Annotated in this window: 22 protein-coding genes; 18 read left to right on the top strand and 4 right to left on the bottom strand. The window is 44.1% G+C overall.

Annotated elements, in window-relative coordinates; all coding sequences use genetic code 11:
- The first annotated feature begins 204 nt into the window (after positions 1–204).
- The 17 genes from BTO09_RS08675 (at position 205) to BTO09_RS08595 (ending at position 13604) form a co-directional block, all read left to right on the top strand.
- Positions 205–1620 (top strand): rhodanese-like domain-containing protein, encoded by a 1416-nt coding sequence (locus BTO09_RS08675; RefSeq protein ID WP_087524393.1) that lies wholly within the window; start codon positions 205–207, stop codon positions 1618–1620.
- A 116-nt stretch (positions 1621–1736) separates the two neighbouring features.
- Complete coding sequence (locus tag BTO09_RS08670) at positions 1737–2996, top strand: FAD/NAD(P)-binding oxidoreductase (protein ID WP_087524392.1); 1260 nt, start codon at positions 1737–1739, stop codon at positions 2994–2996.
- 57 nt (positions 2997–3053) lie between these two features.
- Entirely contained in the window at positions 3054–3611 is a 558-nt protein-coding gene (locus tag BTO09_RS08665; RefSeq protein WP_087525531.1) for a YeeE/YedE family protein, read from the top strand.
- 1 nt (position 3612) lies between these two features.
- Entirely contained in the window at positions 3613–4026 is a 414-nt protein-coding gene (locus BTO09_RS08660; RefSeq protein WP_087524391.1) for a DUF6691 family protein, read from the top strand.
- 41 nt (positions 4027–4067) lie between these two features.
- Positions 4068–4817, top strand: a complete 750-nt coding sequence (locus BTO09_RS08655; protein WP_087524390.1) for a DUF481 domain-containing protein — start codon at positions 4068–4070, stop codon at positions 4815–4817.
- Positions 4818–4953: 136 nt separating this feature from the next.
- Positions 4954–5289, top strand: a complete 336-nt coding sequence (locus BTO09_RS08650; RefSeq protein ID WP_087524389.1) for an arsenosugar biosynthesis-associated peroxidase-like protein — start codon at positions 4954–4956, stop codon at positions 5287–5289.
- Positions 5290–5299: 10 nt separating this feature from the next.
- Positions 5300–6355 (top strand): arsenosugar biosynthesis radical SAM (seleno)protein ArsS, encoded by a 1056-nt coding sequence (gene arsS / locus BTO09_RS08645; protein ID WP_087524388.1) that lies wholly within the window; start codon positions 5300–5302, stop codon positions 6353–6355.
- Entirely contained in the window at positions 6355–6858 is a 504-nt protein-coding gene (locus tag BTO09_RS08640) for a rhodanese-like domain-containing protein (RefSeq protein WP_087524387.1), read from the top strand. Before arsS ends, BTO09_RS08640 begins: the two co-directional genes overlap by 1 nt.
- On the top strand, positions 6836–7465 hold the full coding sequence (locus BTO09_RS08635; protein ID WP_232454941.1) for a TIGR04282 family arsenosugar biosynthesis glycosyltransferase: 630 nt from the start codon (positions 6836–6838) through the stop codon (positions 7463–7465). Before BTO09_RS08640 ends, BTO09_RS08635 begins: the two co-directional genes overlap by 23 nt.
- The gene (locus BTO09_RS08630) at positions 7462–8274 is read left to right on the top strand and encodes a purine-nucleoside phosphorylase (protein ID WP_087524385.1); all 813 of its coding nucleotides are present in this window, start codon (positions 7462–7464) and stop codon (positions 8272–8274) included. The genes BTO09_RS08635 and BTO09_RS08630 overlap by 4 nt, the downstream gene beginning before the upstream one ends.
- 79 nt (positions 8275–8353) lie before the next feature.
- On the top strand, positions 8354–9322 hold the full coding sequence (arsM, locus tag BTO09_RS08625; protein ID WP_087524384.1) for an arsenosugar biosynthesis arsenite methyltransferase ArsM: 969 nt from the start codon (positions 8354–8356) through the stop codon (positions 9320–9322).
- A gap of 10 nt (positions 9323–9332) precedes the next feature.
- Positions 9333–10145: a DUF547 domain-containing protein gene (locus BTO09_RS08620; protein WP_087524383.1), complete on the top strand. Its 813-nt coding sequence runs from the start codon at positions 9333–9335 to the stop codon at positions 10143–10145.
- On the top strand, positions 10132–10860 hold the full coding sequence (locus BTO09_RS08615) for a TIGR04283 family arsenosugar biosynthesis glycosyltransferase (RefSeq protein WP_087524382.1): 729 nt from the start codon (positions 10132–10134) through the stop codon (positions 10858–10860). Before BTO09_RS08620 ends, BTO09_RS08615 begins: the two co-directional genes overlap by 14 nt.
- A gap of 24 nt (positions 10861–10884) precedes the next feature.
- Positions 10885–11991 (top strand): AraC family transcriptional regulator, encoded by a 1107-nt coding sequence (locus BTO09_RS08610; protein WP_087524381.1) that lies wholly within the window; start codon positions 10885–10887, stop codon positions 11989–11991.
- Positions 11992–12143: 152 nt separating this feature from the next.
- Complete coding sequence (locus BTO09_RS08605; RefSeq protein ID WP_087524380.1) at positions 12144–12536, top strand: hypothetical protein; 393 nt, start codon at positions 12144–12146, stop codon at positions 12534–12536.
- Positions 12536–13024, top strand: coding sequence for a hypothetical protein (locus BTO09_RS08600; RefSeq protein ID WP_087524379.1), 489 nt, complete (start codon positions 12536–12538; stop codon positions 13022–13024). The genes BTO09_RS08605 and BTO09_RS08600 overlap by 1 nt, the downstream gene beginning before the upstream one ends.
- Before the next feature lie 10 nt (positions 13025–13034).
- Positions 13035–13604 (top strand): YceI family protein, encoded by a 570-nt coding sequence (locus tag BTO09_RS08595; protein WP_157663471.1) that lies wholly within the window; start codon positions 13035–13037, stop codon positions 13602–13604.
- Here the strand turns inward: BTO09_RS08595 and BTO09_RS08590 are convergent.
- The 4 genes from BTO09_RS08590 to BTO09_RS08575 all read right to left on the bottom strand — a co-directional run bounded on the left by BTO09_RS08590 (position 13601) and on the right by BTO09_RS08575 (position 17572).
- Positions 13601–14854, bottom strand: coding sequence for an outer membrane protein assembly factor (locus tag BTO09_RS08590; RefSeq protein WP_087524377.1), 1254 nt, complete (start codon positions 14852–14854; stop codon positions 13601–13603). The two genes, BTO09_RS08595 and BTO09_RS08590, sit on opposite strands and share 4 nt — an antisense overlap.
- Positions 14851–15864, bottom strand: coding sequence for a glycoside hydrolase TIM-barrel-like domain-containing protein (locus tag BTO09_RS08585; protein ID WP_157663470.1), 1014 nt, complete (start codon positions 15862–15864; stop codon positions 14851–14853). Before BTO09_RS08585 ends, BTO09_RS08590 begins: the two co-directional genes overlap by 4 nt.
- A 41-nt stretch (positions 15865–15905) precedes the next feature.
- Positions 15906–16778 carry a hypothetical protein gene (locus BTO09_RS08580; RefSeq protein ID WP_087524376.1) on the bottom strand — a complete coding sequence of 291 codons (873 nt, stop codon included), beginning with the start codon at positions 16776–16778 and terminating at the stop codon, positions 15906–15908.
- An 83-nt stretch (positions 16779–16861) separates the two neighbouring features.
- Positions 16862–17572 (bottom strand): DUF547 domain-containing protein, encoded by a 711-nt coding sequence (locus tag BTO09_RS08575; RefSeq protein WP_087524375.1) that lies wholly within the window; start codon positions 17570–17572, stop codon positions 16862–16864.
- 197 nt (positions 17573–17769) lie between these two features.
- On the opposite strand from BTO09_RS08575, the gene BTO09_RS08570 reads away from it, so the two are divergent.
- Entirely contained in the window at positions 17770–19074 is a 1305-nt protein-coding gene (locus tag BTO09_RS08570) for an NAD(P)/FAD-dependent oxidoreductase (protein WP_087524374.1), read from the top strand.
- Positions 19075–19076: the final 2 nt, after the last annotated feature.

Here is a 19076-nt window from a genome sequence, read left to right as displayed (position 1 = left end):
AAGAAAAACCACAGCTTTGGAAATTTAAGCCATAGCAGCGCTACGGTTAAATTGAAAAGCGAAGTGAAACGGTGGTTTTTGACGGGATATGCGGTTGGAATAGATTTTTTACCCAAAAACTGGGGCAAATGTAACATTCGTCACTTTTTAAGAATATTCCGCAACGTACTTTTGAACTAACAAACTTTTAAAACGTTCAATACGATGCGAATAGAACAAATATATACCGGATGCTTGGCCCACGCTGCCTATTATTTGGAAGATCAGGGCGAAGCTGCAATTTTTGACCCTTTACGCGAAGTAGGGCCTTACTTAGATAGAGCCCAAAAAGACAACGCGAAGATCAAGTACGTTTTTGAAACGCACTTTCACGCCGACTTTGTTAGCGGGCACTTGGATCTTAAAAAAGCTACAGGCGCACAGATCGTATTTGGCCCTTTAGCCAAGCCTAGCTATGACGCTCTTATCGCAACAGACGGACAAGAGTTTAAAATTGGACGCTATACAGTTAAAGTGATCCATACTCCTGGTCATACCATGGAGAGCACCACCTATTTGCTTATTGATCAGCATGGTGAAATGCACGGCATTATAACCGGAGACACCTTATTTATTGGCGATGTAGGCCGACCCGATCTGGCTCAGCATGTAGTTTCTGACTTAACCGAGGAAAAGCTAGCCGGTCATCTTTTCGATTCTTTGCGCAACAAGATCATGACCTTGCCAGATCACCTGATCGTTTATCCAAATCACGGAGCAGGATCGGCTTGTGGGAAAATGATGAGTAAAGAAACCACAGACACTTTAGGTAATCAGAAAAAAGTGAATTACGCCTTGAGAGCAGACATGAGCAAGGAAGAATTCATTGACGAATTGCTTACAGGACTTACTGCACCACCGAGCTACTTCCCGCAAAATGTATTGATGAACATTAAGGGTTACGAATCTTTAGATACCGTAATGCAGCGCGCTCAGCAACCATTGAGCCCAGAGGCCTTTGAGGCTGCTGCCAATGAAACTGGCGCTTTGATGCTCGATGTGCGTGATCCTGAAATATTTGCACAAGGCTTTATTCCGAACAGTATCAATATTGGCCTTAACGGAAACTTTGCCCAATGGGTTGGAGAATTGATCCCCAGTGTGCAACAGGAGATCTTATTGATCACCGAACCTGGAAAAGAAGAAGAGGCCATTACGCGTCTTTCTCGAGTGGGATATGACGGCGTAATCGGGTTCTTAAAAGGTGGTTTTGATGCCTGGAGAACTTCGGACAAAGAAATTGACACTGTGAACCGCATTAGCGCTGAGACGCTAGCAGCCATGGTGAAAGAAGACGCTGTTTTGCTTTTTGATGTACGCAAAAAGAGCGAGTATGACTCGCAACACGTTATCGGGGCGACCAATGTTCCGCTTAACGAACTGAACCAACATCTCGCAGAAATTCCAAAGGACAAAGCCTTAGTGTTACACTGTGCTGGAGGATACAGAAGCATGATCGCTTCTTCTATGCTCAAACAAAGAGGTTGGGATCAAATTACCGATGTACAAGGTGGTTTTGCAGCCATTAAGGAGACAACTGTGCCTAGCACAGACTATGTCTGCCCTACCACACTCTTGTAGTTTTTTTAGTTGTTGCAAGCCCGGAGCTTCGGCTCCGGGCTAACTAAAAAAATGAACTCGAACGGACAGCCAACAGCTCGCCGTAGACCCTAGAACAACTAACTAAACATTACGCAATGAGTACACACCATCAAATTGTGATCATTGGCGGAGGAACTGCCGGGATCATGACAGCAGCGCAACTTCTGCGCAAGGATAAGAACCTCGACATTGCCATTATTGAACCTGCAGAGTTTCACTACTACCAACCGGCTTGGACCTTGGTTGGAGCAGGGACCTACGATTATGAGAAGACCAAAAGACCAATGTCATCTGTAATCCCTAAAGGGAGCAGTTGGATACGCGACTATGCGACTACTTTCTCTCCGGAGAAAAACACAGTGAGCACTAAAGAATCCGGAGACATTAGTTACGACTATCTCATTGTAGCTCCAGGTCTTGTAATGGACAATAGCCTTATTGAAGGATTACAAGAAGCCTTTGATGCCGGTCTTGCATGTAGTAACTATACCGATCCCAAATACGTTTGGGAACAGCTTAAAAAATTCAAGGGAGGAAACGCAGTTTTCACCCAACCGGCTACCCCTATAAAATGTGGTGGAGCACCACAGAAAACAGCCTATATGTCTTCTGACTATCTGAGAAAGCAAGGACTGTTGGATAAGACCAATGTGGTTTTCGCTACGCCGGGCTCAGTGATCTTTGGGGTGAAACCTATTCGAGAGACCTTAGAGAAGGTGATCGACAAATACGGAATTCACTTTAAACCCTTTTATGCGCCGCACAAAATAGATGTGGCTAAAAAAGAGATCATCTTTAAACGCGTTGGTCAAGGTGAAAAACCACAAGTAGACCCTAACAATATTCTGAGCGAAAAACAGCTGGACGAGCAGCTGGTTAGCATGCCGTTTGACTTTTTGCATTTGGCTCCACCTCAGACCGCGCCTAAATTCATCAAAGATTCAGTTCTTGCAAACGATGCCGGGTGGCTAGAGGTAGATCAGTTCACCCTACAGCACAAGCGCTTTGACAATATCTTTGGCTTGGGAGATGCAGCTGGTCTACCAACCGCAAAAACAGGAGCGGCAATTAGAAAGCAGGTTCCAGTCGTGGTAGACCGTGTTTTACGCTTGTTAAACAAGCAGCAAGAGAGTCAAAAAAGCTACAACGGCTACTCCTCATGCCCTTTAGTGACAGGTTACGGCAAAATGGTTTTAGCCGAGTTCGACTATGACGGAAACTTTATCCCAGACCCAAAACTCAAGCAAATGTTGGTCTTTGACAGCGCTAAAGAGCACTGGCGTTTGTGGATGCTCAAAAAGTATGGCTTACCTTATCTTTACTGGAACAAAATGATGCGAGGAGCAGAAGTGTAACCTAAGTTACTTTCGGCTTCCGACACAGGAATTAATTTTGTAAAAATCTGTATGGATATGAATGCATTTTTGGAACCATGGCCTTGGTACATTTCGGGTATTTTGATCACCGGGGTCATGGCCCTTCTTTTATGGGGAAACAAGAGTTTTGGCGTTTCTGGGAATTTTAGAACCCTCTGCACCATGTGTGGCGCCAACAAGAGAGCCTCATTTTTCAATTTTAACTGGAAAGAACAGCGCTGGAACCTCTGGGTAATGGTAGGTACCATAATTGGCGGATTCATAGGCGCCAATCTGCTTAGTAAGGATACTGCCGTGGCAGTTTCTGACGATACCGCAGCGCTGCTCAACCAGTATGGCATCACTGATGCACAAGAAGCTTACCTGCCCGAATTTTTATTTGGAATGGACGCCTTGACGGAACCTAAAGCCCTACTTTTCTTGATCTTGGGCGGTTTCTTGGTAGGCTTTGGAGCCCGCTATGCCGGTGGATGTACCTCCGGACACGCAATTTCTGGGCTGAGCAATTTACAACTCCCCTCACTTTTAGCAGTGATCGGTTTCTTTATTGGAGGCCTCACTATGATTCACTTAATTTTCCCAATACTTTTCTAATATGCGCAGTCTTTATTTCTTAGTAGTAGGGATCTTATTGGGGATCACCTTATTCAAATCGGAAGCAGCTTCATGGTTCCGAATATTTGAAATGTTCCATTTTGAGTCCTTTCACATGTACGGGATAATTGGCACAGCAGTTGGCCTGGGTGTAATTGTGGTTCAGATCATTAAAAGAAAAAAACTAAAAGGCTACAACGGTAACCCCATCACCTTTGCCGACAAAGAGAAACGCAAATACAGCTATATCTTAGGTGGTATTTTCTTTGGCTTAGGATGGGCGCTTGCAGGCGCATGCCCAGGCCCTATGTTCACCTTGTTAGGCAGTGGGTATTTAAGCCTGATCATAGTTATCTTGAGCGGTATAGCCGGAACCTTCGTTTACGGACTCCTCAGAGATAAACTACCGCACTAAAGAGAGGAATTTAGTACTTTGGCAGTAAACCAAACATCAAAATGAAAAAGCTGCCATTCTTGATCTTGTTGTGCTGTTTCAGCGCACAAGCTCAAATTCTAAATGCGGAATCCCTGCGAAAGGTGACCGATACTTCTGGTTGGTCCGGATCTGCTACCGTGAATTTTTCTTTAGCGCGAAACGTTACGGAACAGATAAGCCTAGGATCTGATATTCACTTGCAATACAAGAAGAACAAGCATTTATTCTTGGTTAAGAACCAGATCGTTTTTCAAAAGGTGGACAACGAAGATTTCTTTAACAGCGGCATTCAGCATTTTCGCTACAACAACAGATTTGCAGACCGCTGGGCATGGGAAGCCTTTGTACAAGGACAATACAACCGAGTTGCCAAAATTGATTTTAGAGGTTTGGCCGGAAGCGGGATGCGCTATAAACTCACCACCTCTGAAAAGTACAAGTTCTACTTGGGGAGTTTGCTGATGTTCGAATACGAAGAGGTTGCAGACGGAGTGACCCCGACGCAAAAAGATTTTAGACTGAGTTCTTATTTGTCCTTTAGTCTGTATCCGACAGACAATATTAGTATAGTGAGCACGACTTACTATCAACCGCAGGTAGACAAGTGGCGAGATCATCGGGTGTCTAGCGAGACCAGTTTGGTATTTACCATATATGAGAATATTAGATTCAACACCACCTATGTTTTTATTTACGATGCGTTTCCGGCTTTGGGCATACCCAACTCACAATACAGACTCAGCAGTGGACTCACTTATACTTTTGACTGATTCGCATCCGCAGAAAAAAACAAAAAAAGACAGCCCACAGGCGTAAGGGAGTGCCAAATAGCGAGACTACCTTTGTATCTTTACAAATTACAGAACCAGAGCGAGCTAAATCTCGTATATCTTATAAATAGACATTATGGCAAATTCATATTACGATCCGGCCGATCTGCGCAAATTTGGAAAGATCACCGAATGGAGTGAAGAACTGGGCACTAAATTCTTCGATTACTACGGAAAGGTATTTGAAGAGGGAGCCCTTACGGCACGTGAAAAATCACTAATTGCCTTAGCAGTTAGTCATGTGGTCAAATGTCCGTATTGCATAGACGCATACACCAAAGACGGATTGCAAAGAGGCATTACCAAAGAAGAAATGATGGAAGCTGTGCATGCTGGAGCTGCCATTGAGAGCGGAGCCACTTTGGTCCACGGTGTTCAAATGATGAACAAATACAATAAACTAAGCATGTAGCTTACCCTTTATGGCAACAAAATCCTTAAAGAAACGCGAAAGTGAATTGGCCAATGCCCAAAGGCAATTGGAACTTTTGTCCAACGGAATCTTTGCCGATGGAGAACTGCCCACCTTTGCCGAAAAAATAAAGACAGTGGGGCAATTCCCATTGCGCCCCAATAAATTGGAGATTCTTCAGATCAATGTAGGTTATATGTGCAATCAGGTCTGCGAGCACTGTCACGTAGATGCCGGACCAGACCGAAAGGAGATCATGACGCGTGAGACCATGCAACAGTGTTTAGAGGTGATTCGAAATACCGGAGCTCACACCTTAGATCTGACCGGCGGAGCTCCGGAGATGAATCCAGACTTCAGATGGTTTGTAGAAGAAGCTGCTAAAGCAGGGATCAAGGATTTTATAGTGCGTTCTAACTTGACCATTATCCGCGCCAATAAAAAGTATTACGACCTACCGGATTTCTTTAAAAAACACAACATACACGTAGTTTCTTCCATGCCTCACTGGACCCGTGGAAAAACCGATAAGCAGCGTGGAGATGGAGTTTTTGACAAATCCATAAAAGCCCTGCAAGAACTCAATGACAGAGGCTACGGAATGCCCGATAGTTCTTTGCGCCTGGACTTGGTCTATAACCCTTCTGGTGCTTTTTTGCCGGGAGATCAGGCAAGTATGGAAAAGGATTTTAAAAAGGCCTTGCTAGAAGACTTTGGCATACAATTTCACAACCTCTTTGCCATAACTAATCTGCCTATCTCTCGCTTTTTGGACTATCTGATCGCCTCTGAGAATTACGAAGATTATATGTACCAATTGGTCGATGCCTTTAATCCTGCAGCGGTGGCCAATGTGATGTGCACCAACACGCTTTCGGTAAGTTGGGACGGTTATCTTTACGATTGTGATTTTAATCAGATGTTAGGCCTGCCGGTCAATTCGAAAGTGAAGCATATCTCTGAGTACAACGAAGATCTGCTTCAGAATAGAAACATTGTGATCTCTCAGCATTGCTACGGATGTACTGCAGGCGCCGGGAGTAGTTGTCAGGGAACTGTTGCCTAATGAAAAATATACTGATCTTATTCTTGCTCGCTATTGGTCCTGTAGTTTTTGCGCAACAAGACTGGGATGCCCTTTTGGATAAATACAACAAAAGCTCTGTGCCTTATATTACGGCTCAAGAGGCCGCTGCAGCGTGGAGCACAGACGAAAAGGTAATTTTTCTAGACGCTCGAGAGATAGAAGAATTCGAGACTAGCCATTTACCTCAAGCTGTATTTGTGGGTTATGACGATTTTGATGCGGACGAGCTTCCGCGGCAAACCTTGGAGCAGGCAGACAAGATCATCGTGTATTGTACCGTTGGGGTTCGGTCCGAAGATATAGGCGAAATACTGCTTAAAAAAGGATTCCAAAATGTCTATAATCTGAAAGGAGGCATCTTATCGTGGAAGAACGCAGACTTCATAGTTTACGACAGAAACGGTCAGCCCACAGGGAAAGTTCATGTTTACGGTCCGGATTGGGGCCGATGGTTAACTCGTGGAATTCCTGTTCATGACTGATGCAGCTTTAATCATATTCACGCGTAATCCGGAACTCGGAAAGTGTAAGACCCGTTTAGCCGCTACCATTGGCGATGCCAATGCCTTAGAGGTCTATAAATTCTTGCTAGACCACACGGTTGCTATTACAGAAGAACTGGCGTTTGATCGGTATGTGTTCTATTCGGAGCAGCTCCATAGAGACGATCGCTGGAACGACACAATATTTAAAAAAGAAGTGCAGGTCTCAGGAGATCTGGGTCAGAAGATGCAAGCAGCTTTTGAACTGCTCTTTAGCAAAGGTTATTCTCGCGTTGCGGTGATAGGCAGTGATCTGTTCGATCTGCGATCTGAAGATCTGATAAGAGGCTTGGAAATGCTACAAGATCACGAGGTGGTCTTAGGCCCTGCCCAAGACGGAGGCTACTATTTTTTGGGCCTGACCAAAATGCTTCCGCAGCTCTTTAAAAACAAAAAATGGGGCACAGACACCGTTTATAGAGACACCTTAAGCGATCTGGGGGAGAAAAAACTGGGAAAATTGCCTGTTCGCAACGATATTGATTATTTTGAGGACATAAAAGACAAGCCAGAATTCAAACCCTTTATACCAAAACATTTGCTATGATCAATTTGATAGAAGAGACCACAAAATTTTTAAAGACCAAAGGTTTCGAAAACCCAGAGATCGGGATCATTTTAGGTACAGGCTTGGAACGACTTCCGGAGCATATAGCTATAGAGGCCGAGGTGTCTTACAATCTTATTCCCAATTTCCCTACAGCTACTGTTGCCTTTCACAAAGGGAAGCTGCTTTACGGAAAACTAGCCGGCAAAAAGGTCATTGTTATGCAAGGACGCTTTCACGTTTATGAGGGCTACACCTTGCAAGATGTAACCTATGGCGTTCGGATCATGCATGCTCTAGGAATCAAAAGACTATTGGTTTCCAATGCCGCAGGAGCCATTAACCTCAACTTTAAAAAGGGAGAATTAATGCTTATTGACGACCATATCAATTTGCAGGGCGGATCTCCCCTGGCCTTTAACGGAGTTGATCAATTGGGCGATCGTTTTGTAGATATGGCTGCCCCTTATGACAAGGGCATGAACAATACCCTGGAATCGCTAGCCAAGCAAAGTGGAATTCAACTGCACAAAGGCGTTTATGCCAGTGTGGTTGGCCCTCAATTGGAAACCCGCGCCGAGTATCGTTATTTAAAGATTATTGGTGCCGACGCTGTTGGAATGAGTACTGTGCCAGAGGTGATCGTCGCTAATCACTTGCGATTGCCGGTCATTGCTGTTTCTGTACTAACCGATGAATGCGATCCGGACAATTTACAGCCAGTAGATATTCCAGATATCATTGCCATGGCAGAGAAAGCCGAACCAGACATGATAGCCTTATTTAAAGGCCTAATTGAAACACTCTAAAAGAAAACGATCCTTTAGTAAGGATATAATAATATAATCGACATAAAATGAACCGAGCTCGGTTCTAATCAAAACGGATATGAGTTATTTAGACACCACCCACGATGTATATAAAGAAGCAGCCTTAACCCCTGATGTTGGGCTATGCTGTACTACCAATCCCATTTGGGAGTTGCCGGGACTTAAGATCCCCAAGATCATGCAAGAAATGAACTACGGTTGTGGAAGCACCGTTCATGCCCGTGATCTGGTTAACAATCCGAAGATCCTTTATGTAGGTGTTGGAGGCGGAATGGAACTTTTGCAGTTCAGTTATTTTTCGCGTCAGAAAGGAGGCGTAGTTGGTGTCGATGTGGTAGACGAAATGCTAGAAGCCTCTAAAAAGAATTTTGTCGAAGCAGAAGCGCAGAATCCGTGGTTCAAAAGTGAGTTCGTAGAATTGCGCAAAGGCGATGCTATGAATTTACCACTAGAAGATAACAGTGTAGATGTGGCCGCTCAGAATTGCCTATTCAACATCTTTAAAGAAGAAGACCTTAAAAAGGCTATTGCAGAAATGTATCGGGTGCTAAAACCACACGGCCGCTTGGTGATGAGTGACCCTACTTGTGAGCAACCCATGAACGATACCCTGCGCAATGACGAGCGCCTAAGAGCGCTCTGCTTGAGCGGAAGTTTGCCCATTGCCGACTATGTCAAAGCCCTCACGGATGCAGGTTTTGGAACTATTGAAATAAGAGCGCGCAAACCGTATCGCATTTTGGATCCGAAGAACTATCCAACAGACGAACTCATCTACATAGAGAGTATAGAAGTTGCAGCCATTAAGGACCCAATGCCTGCGGATGGCCCTTGTGTCTTTACCGGGAAAGCTGCCATCTATTTTGGAGAAGAAGATTATCTAGACGACAAACAAGGACATATCCTACTTAAAAATCAACCCATAGCCGTTTGTGATAAGACTGCTGGAAATTTAGCAGCCTTAGGTAGAGACGATATTTTTATTAGCGAGTCTACTTGGCATTACGACGGCGGCGGATGCTGCTAAATAGAACCCCATGAGATTTGCCCGCCTACTTTTAAAAATTACCACGCTTGGCCTTTTGGTCATGAGCTTTCAATCCTGTGGACTATTAAGCGCTGCGGGGCTGAGCAAACAAGGACTATCGGCCAAAAAAGCGCCGGCAAACTTGACAGCAGCCCCAGTGCAATCCTCCCAAAACCTCTACCACGGCAATTGGACAGAATTGCTTAAAAAACACGTGGACGAAGCCGGATTTGTCGATTACGAAGGCTTTAAGAAAGACAGCCATTTGCTCAATACCTATTGCAATTACCTATCCACCTTTGTTCCAGATGACACTTGGTCTGTACAGGAACAACTGGCCTATTACATCAATCTGTATAATGCCTATACCATTAAACTCATAGTCGATAATTATCCTACAAAGAGCATAAAAGATCTGGACGGACCTTGGACAAAAGCCTTTGTGCCCGTAGGTGATAAAAAGCTCAGCTTGGGAGGTATTGAAAACAGTTTGCTTAGAAAGATGAATGAGCCGCGCATACACTTTGCTATAAACTGCGCTTCTTTCTCCTGCCCAAAATTGCTCAATGAAGCTTTTACCGCTGCTCGTATAGATGAACAGTTAGAACGTGTTACTGCGGAGTTCATCAATTCTGAACGCAATCAGATTAGCAGTAACGAGGCCAAAGTATCCCAGCTGTTCAACTGGTACGCCAAAGACTATTTAGTCTATGGAGTGGGTAGCGTCAAAGAATTCATAAATAACTACAGTGAGGTAAAGATCGCTCCAGAAACCGAGCTGCAATTTTTAGAATACGATTGGTCGCTCAATGAACAGCAATAAGCCCAGATTAAGCATTATCATCCCTGTGCTGAATGAAGAGGAACACCTCTTTACCCTACTGCAGCATTTGTATCAGCACATGAGTTTTCCGTTGCAAGCGGAGATCTTAGTAGTCGATGGAGGCAGTGTCGATAACAGCAAACTGGAGTTTGACAGGTATAAAGGGTTACATCCGGAGTTTCGGGTAGAATGGATCCAGTCTCAAACCACAGGAAGAGCAGCGCAAATGAATACCGGTGCTCGCTGGGCAAAGGGTGAGATCTTCTACTTTTTACATGCAGATAGTTTTCCTCCGGTAGGTTTTGACGCATTGATCTTGGAACAAATAGCAAAAGGCAATCGCGCCGGCTGTTTTAGAATGCAGTTCAATTCTTCGCATTGGTGGTTGCGCCTTGCGGGCTGGTTTACTCGCTTTAATTGGAAGATCTGTCGCGGGGGAGATCAAAGTCAATTTATAAGTCGCGAACTGTTCGAAAGTATTGGTGGCTTTGACGAATCGTACAGGATCTTTGAAGACAATATGCTTATAGCCGCCTTATACGAACGGGGAGAGTTTACAGTAATTCAAAAAACCTTGACTACCTCTTGTCGCCGTTATGAAAAAACAGGTATTTGGCGTTTGCAGTATCATTTCTGGATGATCTACTTAAAACACAGACGCGGTGCCGGACCAGATCACCTTTACGCTTACTATCAGAAACACCTTGCAAAATAAGCCAACTTCCCTATCTTTAAGGAAGTGGAAGCCTTGGAAGTATTATTGGTCGTTTTGCTCTGTGCAGGAGCTATTCAAGGCATAACCTTTGGCATAATACTCTGGAAGAGCAAAGGCCCGCACCCACTAGCCAATAGATTCTTGGCTGCTATTCTTTTCTTTTTCTCCTACAGACTCATTGTTGAGACCATGAAGATCTTTGAGCTTGGGCGCTATGATTTCTGGTATCACGTGCTGTTGGAATACAATTGGATTTACGGCCCATTGCTCTATTTGTTTGTGCTGAGTTATGTTAGGCCAAAATTTAAATTACAGCGGATCCACTTACTGCATTTTATCCCTGTACTGATAGAGGTGTTGTGGAGCTTTTTTATCAAAAGCCAGAATTTCTATTGGGACGGTACCCGTGAAAGCCTGAGTTGGTTGGGCTATTGGGGATATGTGGTTTGGATGCACTACCCGACCATGTTTGTCATTTCTGCCACCCTGATCATCATCTACGCACGCAAGGCTGTCAAAGCACTCAATCAGGCGTTGAGCGATCCGCAGATTAGGATAATCCCTGAGCGTGTAGTTTGGATAAAACGCGTTATTCAGGTTTTATTGGTCTTTACAGCCTTGTACTTAATTGGCATTGGTATTGACTACTTCTTTTTCAATTATAACAGCAATTTGTTCTATGGGCATCCGGTTTTTGTTGGGATGGCTGCGATAACCTACTGGTTAGGTCTCGAAGGATTTTCCAGAAGAAATGAAGACGCCTTTAGAAGCAGTGCGACTGTCTCCGAGAAAGAGCTCGAACAACTCCGCCCCTTGGCAGAAAAAATCACCGCTGCCATGGTGGAACAACAACTTTACAGAGATCCGGAACTGAGCGTTAAAAAATTGGCAGATCTGCTCGAAACTAAATCTTACCTCATCACCAAATCACTCAGTGCAGTACTCAACACCAAATTCAACGACTTGGTCAATGGCTATCGCATTGAGGCTGTAAAAACCCTATTGGCCGACCCAAAAAATGAACAATACACGCTTTTAAGTCTGGCTTACGAAGCCGGCTTCAATTCTAAAGCCTCATTTAACAGAGCCGTGAAGAAAATAACCGGCAAGTCTCCAAGCGCCCTGAAATAGGGGCATCTAGGGTGTCAATTATCAAATTGACACCTCTTCCTTTAGTACAAAAAGGTCTCATTTCTAAAAACGAGACGATTCTTAGAGACAGATAACCCACCTTTGGATTGTAATTCGAATCACCTCCACGTGATCGCTTAAAATTCAATCCGATGAAAAACAATTTAAAAACCCTATTAATTATTTGCATCTTAATTCCACTTGCAGCCTGCAGTCAAGAATCTAAAGAAACTCAAGAACTGATAGGAACCTGGAAACTAGACATGAGCCCGCAGGACAGCACCGACAACAACTTCGCCATGATGCGGATAGAGAAGATCAGTGGCGATAGTTTTGAAGGCACTTTTTACCGTGAAGGTGTGCGGTTGACCAACGGAAAACTGAATACCCAACGCGGTATAGTATACGGGGCCTTGGTTTCAGGAGACAATAGCGGCTCTTACAATACCAGTTTCTATTTAAAAGACGGCAAGCTCTACGGTAGTACTCACGCGATAGATAGGAACTTTCTAGCCGTATGGATCGCTACTAAAACCGAAGACTAATGAGAGCCTTGGCATACGTTTTACTTTTGTTGGCTTCACTCTCTTGGGGACAGGTCAACTACGGAACTCCTCCAGAAGGATTAATTCCTGAGGCCCTGGAAGGTATTCCAAAAAGCTTGGATGTGATGCAATTTCCAGAAGTGAATCACCCGGTTAAGATCAAAGACCAATATTATTGGAAGCATGCAACGGCCATTATGTCTAACGAAGCTCCTGTAAAAATTGTAGAATACGGCGCCTACCTCTATTACAACGACCAATGGAACCTCCGCAGAAAATACCCCTTAAGCGATCTTAAAAAAAGCTTTGGGATCAAAGACGGACAACTGCTGCAAGGTCAGCCTTATGTTTGGGCAGACAATTGGCGTGTAGGCGATTCGCTATTTGGAGGTTGGGCCTTGTGGTACTTTATTGCAGAAACTCCTGACGGTAGAAAAGTGTGCGGTTATGCGCGCATTCACACAACCGATCAATTACTCAATCCTTAATACAAACACTATGAAAACGAAACTATTATTGCTGGCATTACTGCTGACTTCCTATTGGGTTGCAGCTCAACAAACCGTTGAACTCAACAACAACAAACCCCTTACTTGGCAAGGCAAAGCAGCCATGGGTGGCTATGCTCCAGAAGGTACGCTAGACGTTGAAAAAGCGGTTATCACCATAGAGAATGGACAGATCACAGCGCTGGTTGTAGCTGTAGATATGAAAACCCTAAGCCAAGAGAACAAACGTTTGGAAAAGCATTTGCGCAACGAGGACTTCTTTGATGTAAAAGTATTTCCTCAAGCTGTTTTCACCTTGACAGATCCTGTAGACTTGGCTAACGGCACTTGTAAACTTCAAGGCGTAATGTCCATTAAGAATAAGGCCGTGAGCGAGGAGATTCCAGCCTGGATAAATATTACCGACCAGCTCATCACGATCACCTTTGATGCACAATTGGATAGAACAGCCTATGGAATCACGTACAATTCGCCCAGTTTTTTCACTAAGCTGAAAGATCAAGCCATTGCCGATGAGTTCACTTTAAAAGGAAAACTGAGTCTGCCGAATCGCTTTTAGAAGTATTGACCTATCCCAAACACAAACCCTCGGGTGGCTTTATCGGTTATCCCGTAGCCGTAGTCGATACGAAATATGGCATTAAAGATTCTTTTATGGATGAATCTAAGACCGACTCCAGGATATATCCTCAAGTTCTGACTATCGCCAAAATCGCTTAGGTCTCCCCCCGGATTACGCCAACTCCCACTGTCGACAAAGACATTTCCTTGCAAGACGAACCAGTCTTTGTCGATAAGGGTGTGGCGGTATTCTGTATTGAGCACAATAACGCCAGTACCTCGATCTATGATATTCCCCACCCCGCGTATGTTCAAGTTATTATCTACGGCAAAAGGAGCAAAAGGCGATTCGTCATTTGACGCTAGACCAACTCGTAGTCGCGAGGCCCAGTTTCCGCGCTCACCCACGCGTTTGTAGTAGATAAAATCGTTCCAACCAATAAAAAAGTCAGGCAAAACTGCTTCCGAACTCACCACGTATTGCAAATTGAGCATACTGCGAAAGCCTTCTAAATACTGGAAATAGAAATCGACATTTCGGTATTCATATATACCCTTAAAGAGCAGCTTATCCACGTCAAAATCCAAGGGGATTCCAGCTTGTGTTGCGCCTTCCACATAGTCGTAATCCTCATTAAAGAAATTGATCCCCAATTGGGCCGAATGAAAGAAATTAAACTGGTATAACGCCAAGGCCTCTACAGAGGTGTTGTTGTATCGGTAGTCTGCATCTCCAGATTCTAGGAATACGGGTTCTAGGGTGGTAATGTCTCCATAGTTGAGCGCAAGCCCAAACTTACGTGAAAAGAGATTTGGCGCTCTAAAATTCAATCCGAAGGAAGAAAAAATATCATCTTGATAAAAGCCACCTATGGTAATATTCCTGCCCAAAAAATTGTATTCGTATAGTCCTACACGATAGGCAAACTCATCGTCGTTAGTTGTGTAAACATTGAGCTGCGGAATTAAAGTAAAATTGTCTTGAACGCCATAAACTACTTTTAACGTCCCATCTGCTTTAGGGTGCACCTGATAATAAGCATGTGAAACTCCCGCCAAGCGGATCATAAAATTCACATCGCGTTCTAGCTGCGTGGAATCCAGTGTCATTCCCGGTCTTAGCTCAACCAAATTCTGCAAAAAAGCCGTTTTAGAACGTTTGTTTTCTTGAAAGATGATCTCAGAGACCTCCTGTGCGAAGCTTTTAAACGACAATAAAAGAACTGCAATGCAGATTAAGGGTCTCACTGTTTGGCGTACTGTAGTTGAATGATCTTTTCTACGGGTTTATTCTGAGGTGTGAATTGACTGTCTTCTGTGCCTTTAATACGCTCGTCAAAGGTGAACCATTTCCAGATAAAACCTCCGGCGAACCAGCTCTCTGACCAGACTGACTCAAACAGCGCCTGTGTGGTATTGGTTTGCGCATCTAAATTCACCGTGGTCTTGGTGTGATCGCTATCCCATGGCTCTTTCCCAGAAAAATCGGTAGAACGGTAACCGTACTCTGTAAAAAGTATAGGGCGTCCTGCCGCAGCACTAACGCTAGCCAGTTCCTCTTTCCAGCGTTGCCAACCGGCTTTGGCTTCTTCTACGGTTGGCGTTTTACTCTCCGAAACCGGAAAATAAGCATCAACACCTACGTAATCCAGTTGATTCCAAAAAGGCACCCGTTTGTATTCGTCCCAATTGGCAGCATAGGTAAGTTTACCACTATAGATCGCTTTGATCTCTTTTATTAGCCCATTCCAAAAATCAGGTCGGTTAACAATGAACTGCTCCAACTCGGTCCCTATACAAAAGATCTCGGCTCCAGTTTCTGCAGCCATTTGAGCATACTCAAGTATAAAGGAACGGTAAGAATCCTCTAAGGTTTTCCAATCTGCTTCTGTCTTCATCTTCATAAAGCCGGTAAACTCGCCACGCCAAATCCAGATCTGTGGTTTGACCATGACCTTTATGCCATTTTCTTTAAGCACTTTTATATACTGAGTTGCTCCTGCCCGAGTTTCACCAAACCACTGCCTCTCGGTATTGTGGATAATAGTTGGTGTATCTAAACTGCGGATGAAACCAAAGGGCATCACCGCAGCAAAATTGGCATTCACATCTAAAACGTGCTTTACCTCACTATTGTCTGTCGGATTTCTTGCCGCTACATAACTAACACCGTTAATTAATTTGCGTTGTTCCTGGGCGCAGGACAAGGTCACAGCACCTATCAATCCGATGATAAAAATTTTAAGCGTATGGGTCATCTGCAATTTTATTAGCAGATGAATTTACAAAACTCCCTCGGTTAAAACACGGCTCTTAACCCAATATTAAAGGTTTCCCCAAGGCCGGTGTCGTTTCCTCTTACAAAGTTGGTATACAAGGCCTCTAGGTTGAGCTCCTGTGTCAATTGGTATTTTAGTCCGCCACCAAGCGCTGTAAAGTCTTGCGAAAAATTACTCCCCAGATCTATTAGTTGCGAATGTTGCGCCAAGGCAAGTACGGTGAATTTACTGCTTGGGAAATAACTCAAGAAAACTCCAGGTGTTAACCGCAAACTGTTGTTGGCAAAGCTGTCTGCCTTGTCTCCAAAATTCAATTCTGAGTTGAGTTCTGTAAATAGCTGCCAATCTCCTCCCGCAAAGGTATAGTCGTAAAAGAAACGGTTATGCCAGATGAAACCGTCTTGATCTAGAAAGACACCCTCTTCTACCTCATTATCTACCAAAGGGATAAAAAAGGAACTCTGAATAGAGAAGTTATTGACATTCTTAAGCGGTACAAATTTCACAGAAGGCGCAATGGAGGTGAAACCACTGCGAGCCGTTCCGCGTTCTCCATCGAACTGAAAGACCTCTAAGGCGCCGCGATCTGCAATCACATTACTTCTAAATTCCAAGATCACCCCCAGATTCCAACGGCGGTTCTCACCGATACCTGTATAGGCTTCTAAGGTTGAAGTGAAGAAAGTTTCACGAGGTTCCACGCCATCGGTAAAGGTACTTTCTGTTTGAGTGTAAAGGTTGTTGAACCATTTGAGGTCATACTGACCCTTTCCAATTAATTTTGATGGGGTTAAGGTTTGAATTACAGACCCCGCTGTTTGTTCGTCGTCTTGGGCTGTTAAGCCAAGGCTAATCAGGCCTAAGAAGACCGTTAGCATTATTTTCTTTTGCATAGTTGTTCTTTTAGTTTGTGCTTCTTGTGGTTCAAGAGTTATTGTATCAAACTCTTGAACACACAGAAGACTTAAAAAATGTATTATTGAGCGTTCAGGCGCCAGTCATAGCTGTAGTAGCTCACTTTGGCTCCCTCCGCGATGGGGGTAGTTCGGTACTTGTTCAAAAACCCGATAAGGGTTTGCTCCTGCGTCACAAAATCTTCCTGGTACCATTTAAAAATCTCAGAGACGCCTACCTTCTTTCCTTTTATTCTGATGAAATCCGGATTGTTTACCGCCAGCTCTGTTTGCTGTTGTAAAAGAGATTCCACATTATTTGGAGTGTAGGCTTTGCTGATCAGTGGGGGGCATCCTTGGGCACCACAAACCAGCACAAAATGTACGCGTGCATCTTTGAATACAGCACGTAATTTTTTGTTTTCGATATCGTTCAAGGTGATCTTTTCGCCACCTAAATTGTATTTGGTCTTGTCAAAGAATCCTGCCTTATCCAGCGGCGAATTGATGGGGTAATTGGCAACAATTCCCTTAATCACAGCCAGATTGTATGCGTTTATCCAAAAGGCTTGATAGTTATTTGCTTCGGATGGGTTCACGCTGATGTCAGCGGCAAGACTCAGTAGGGCATCTAGCTCGGTCGCATCCGCAGCAATGCCCTTATAATCTACTTTCCCATTGGAAACATGCGCATTAAAAAAAGCATCTGCCTTTGCAAAGAAATCGGCTGTTTGCGCCACCGATAGACCCGGTAGCATCAGCCATAAAAAAGTGATATATCGTAGCGAGATCATAGTCTATTTTTTTGGTTTTGATGTCCTTTAGGTCGAAGCCTCGATTTGATTACTTACACAGAAATCCAAAAAAAATTCTGAAACAAGAATTTCCAAAACCTTACAGTCACCAACAAAATTTAAAGCCATTCTATATTGCTGATCTGTGTAATGTTGCTAACTTTAAGTACGACTGATCGCACAACTAACTCACCAGAATGGAACATATTGTAATCATTGGCAACGGGATCTCCGGCATTACTACCGCACGACATGTGCGCAAATTATCGGATAATAAGATCACCGTCATCTCTGCCGAAACCGACCACTTCTTTTCACGTACCGCGCTCATGTACATTTATATGGGACACATGAAATACGAGCACACCAAACCCTACGAGGATTGGTTCTGGAAGGAAAATCGAATTGAACTTAAACGCGGCTTTGTGGAATCCGTAGACACGGCAAACAAGAGCTTGCAATTTGCAGACGGCAGCTCTTTGAACTACGACAAACTGGTGTTAGCCACTGGCTCAAAACCGAACAAGTTTGGTTGGCCCGGACAAGACCTGCAAGGAGTTCAAGGCTTATATTCTAAGCAAGATCTAGACCTTTTAGAAGTTAATGCTCCCAACAAAGAAGTTTGCAAACGGGCTGTTATAGTTGGAGGAGGACTTATAGGTATAGAACTGGCAGAAATGCTCAGTACTCGAGGTATTCCTGTCACTTTTTTAGTTCGAGAGGATAGTTTTTGGAATGGTGTATTACCCAACGTGGAGAGTGCAATGATCAACAGACACATCAAAAATCACCATATAGATCTAAGACTTGCCAGTAACCTCAAGGAGATCTTATCGGACGAGCACGGCCGTGCCCGCGCTGTTGTTATTGAAGAAACCGGAGAAGAGCTAGCCTGTGACCTAGTAGGTCTTACGGCAGGCGTTTCTCCCAATATTGACTTTTTAAAAGACAGCGGCATTGAATTAGGTCGGGGTATTAAGGTCAATCGCCTTTTAGAAACTTCGGCCAAGAATGTTTACGCCATTGGCGACTGCGCGGAGCAGCGTGAAGCCATAGGCAACAGACGCCCAATTGAAGCCGTGTGGTACACGGGCCGCATGATGGGCGAAGCTTTGGCGCAAACCCTTTGTGGCAACCCAACCGAGTACAAGCCCGGTCATTGGTTTAATTCGGCTAAGTTCTTTGATATCGAATACCAAACTTACGGCTGGGTCTTTAGCGAACGCAACAAAAAAGACTACGAGCAACATTTTCATTGGGCCCACCAAGATGATACCAAATGCATCACGGTGGCCTACCACAAAGACAGTAGACTCTTCTTGGGAATCAACACCTTTGGCATCCGTATGAGACACGAAGTGTTTGACCGCTGGCTGACGGAAGCACGTGATGTAGATTACGTGATGGCCAATCTCAAACAAGCAAACTTTGACCCGGAGTTCTTTGCACATTTTGAAAACAGTATTAATCAGGCATTTGCCAATCAATTACAAACCGCATAATC

It is taken from the genome of Gilvibacter sp. SZ-19, assembly GCF_002163875.1.
Lineage (GTDB): Bacteria > Bacteroidota > Bacteroidia > Flavobacteriales > Flavobacteriaceae > Gilvibacter.
The sequence above is the reverse complement of the archived record's forward strand: the minus strand, read 5'-3'. Positions and strand labels throughout refer to the sequence as shown.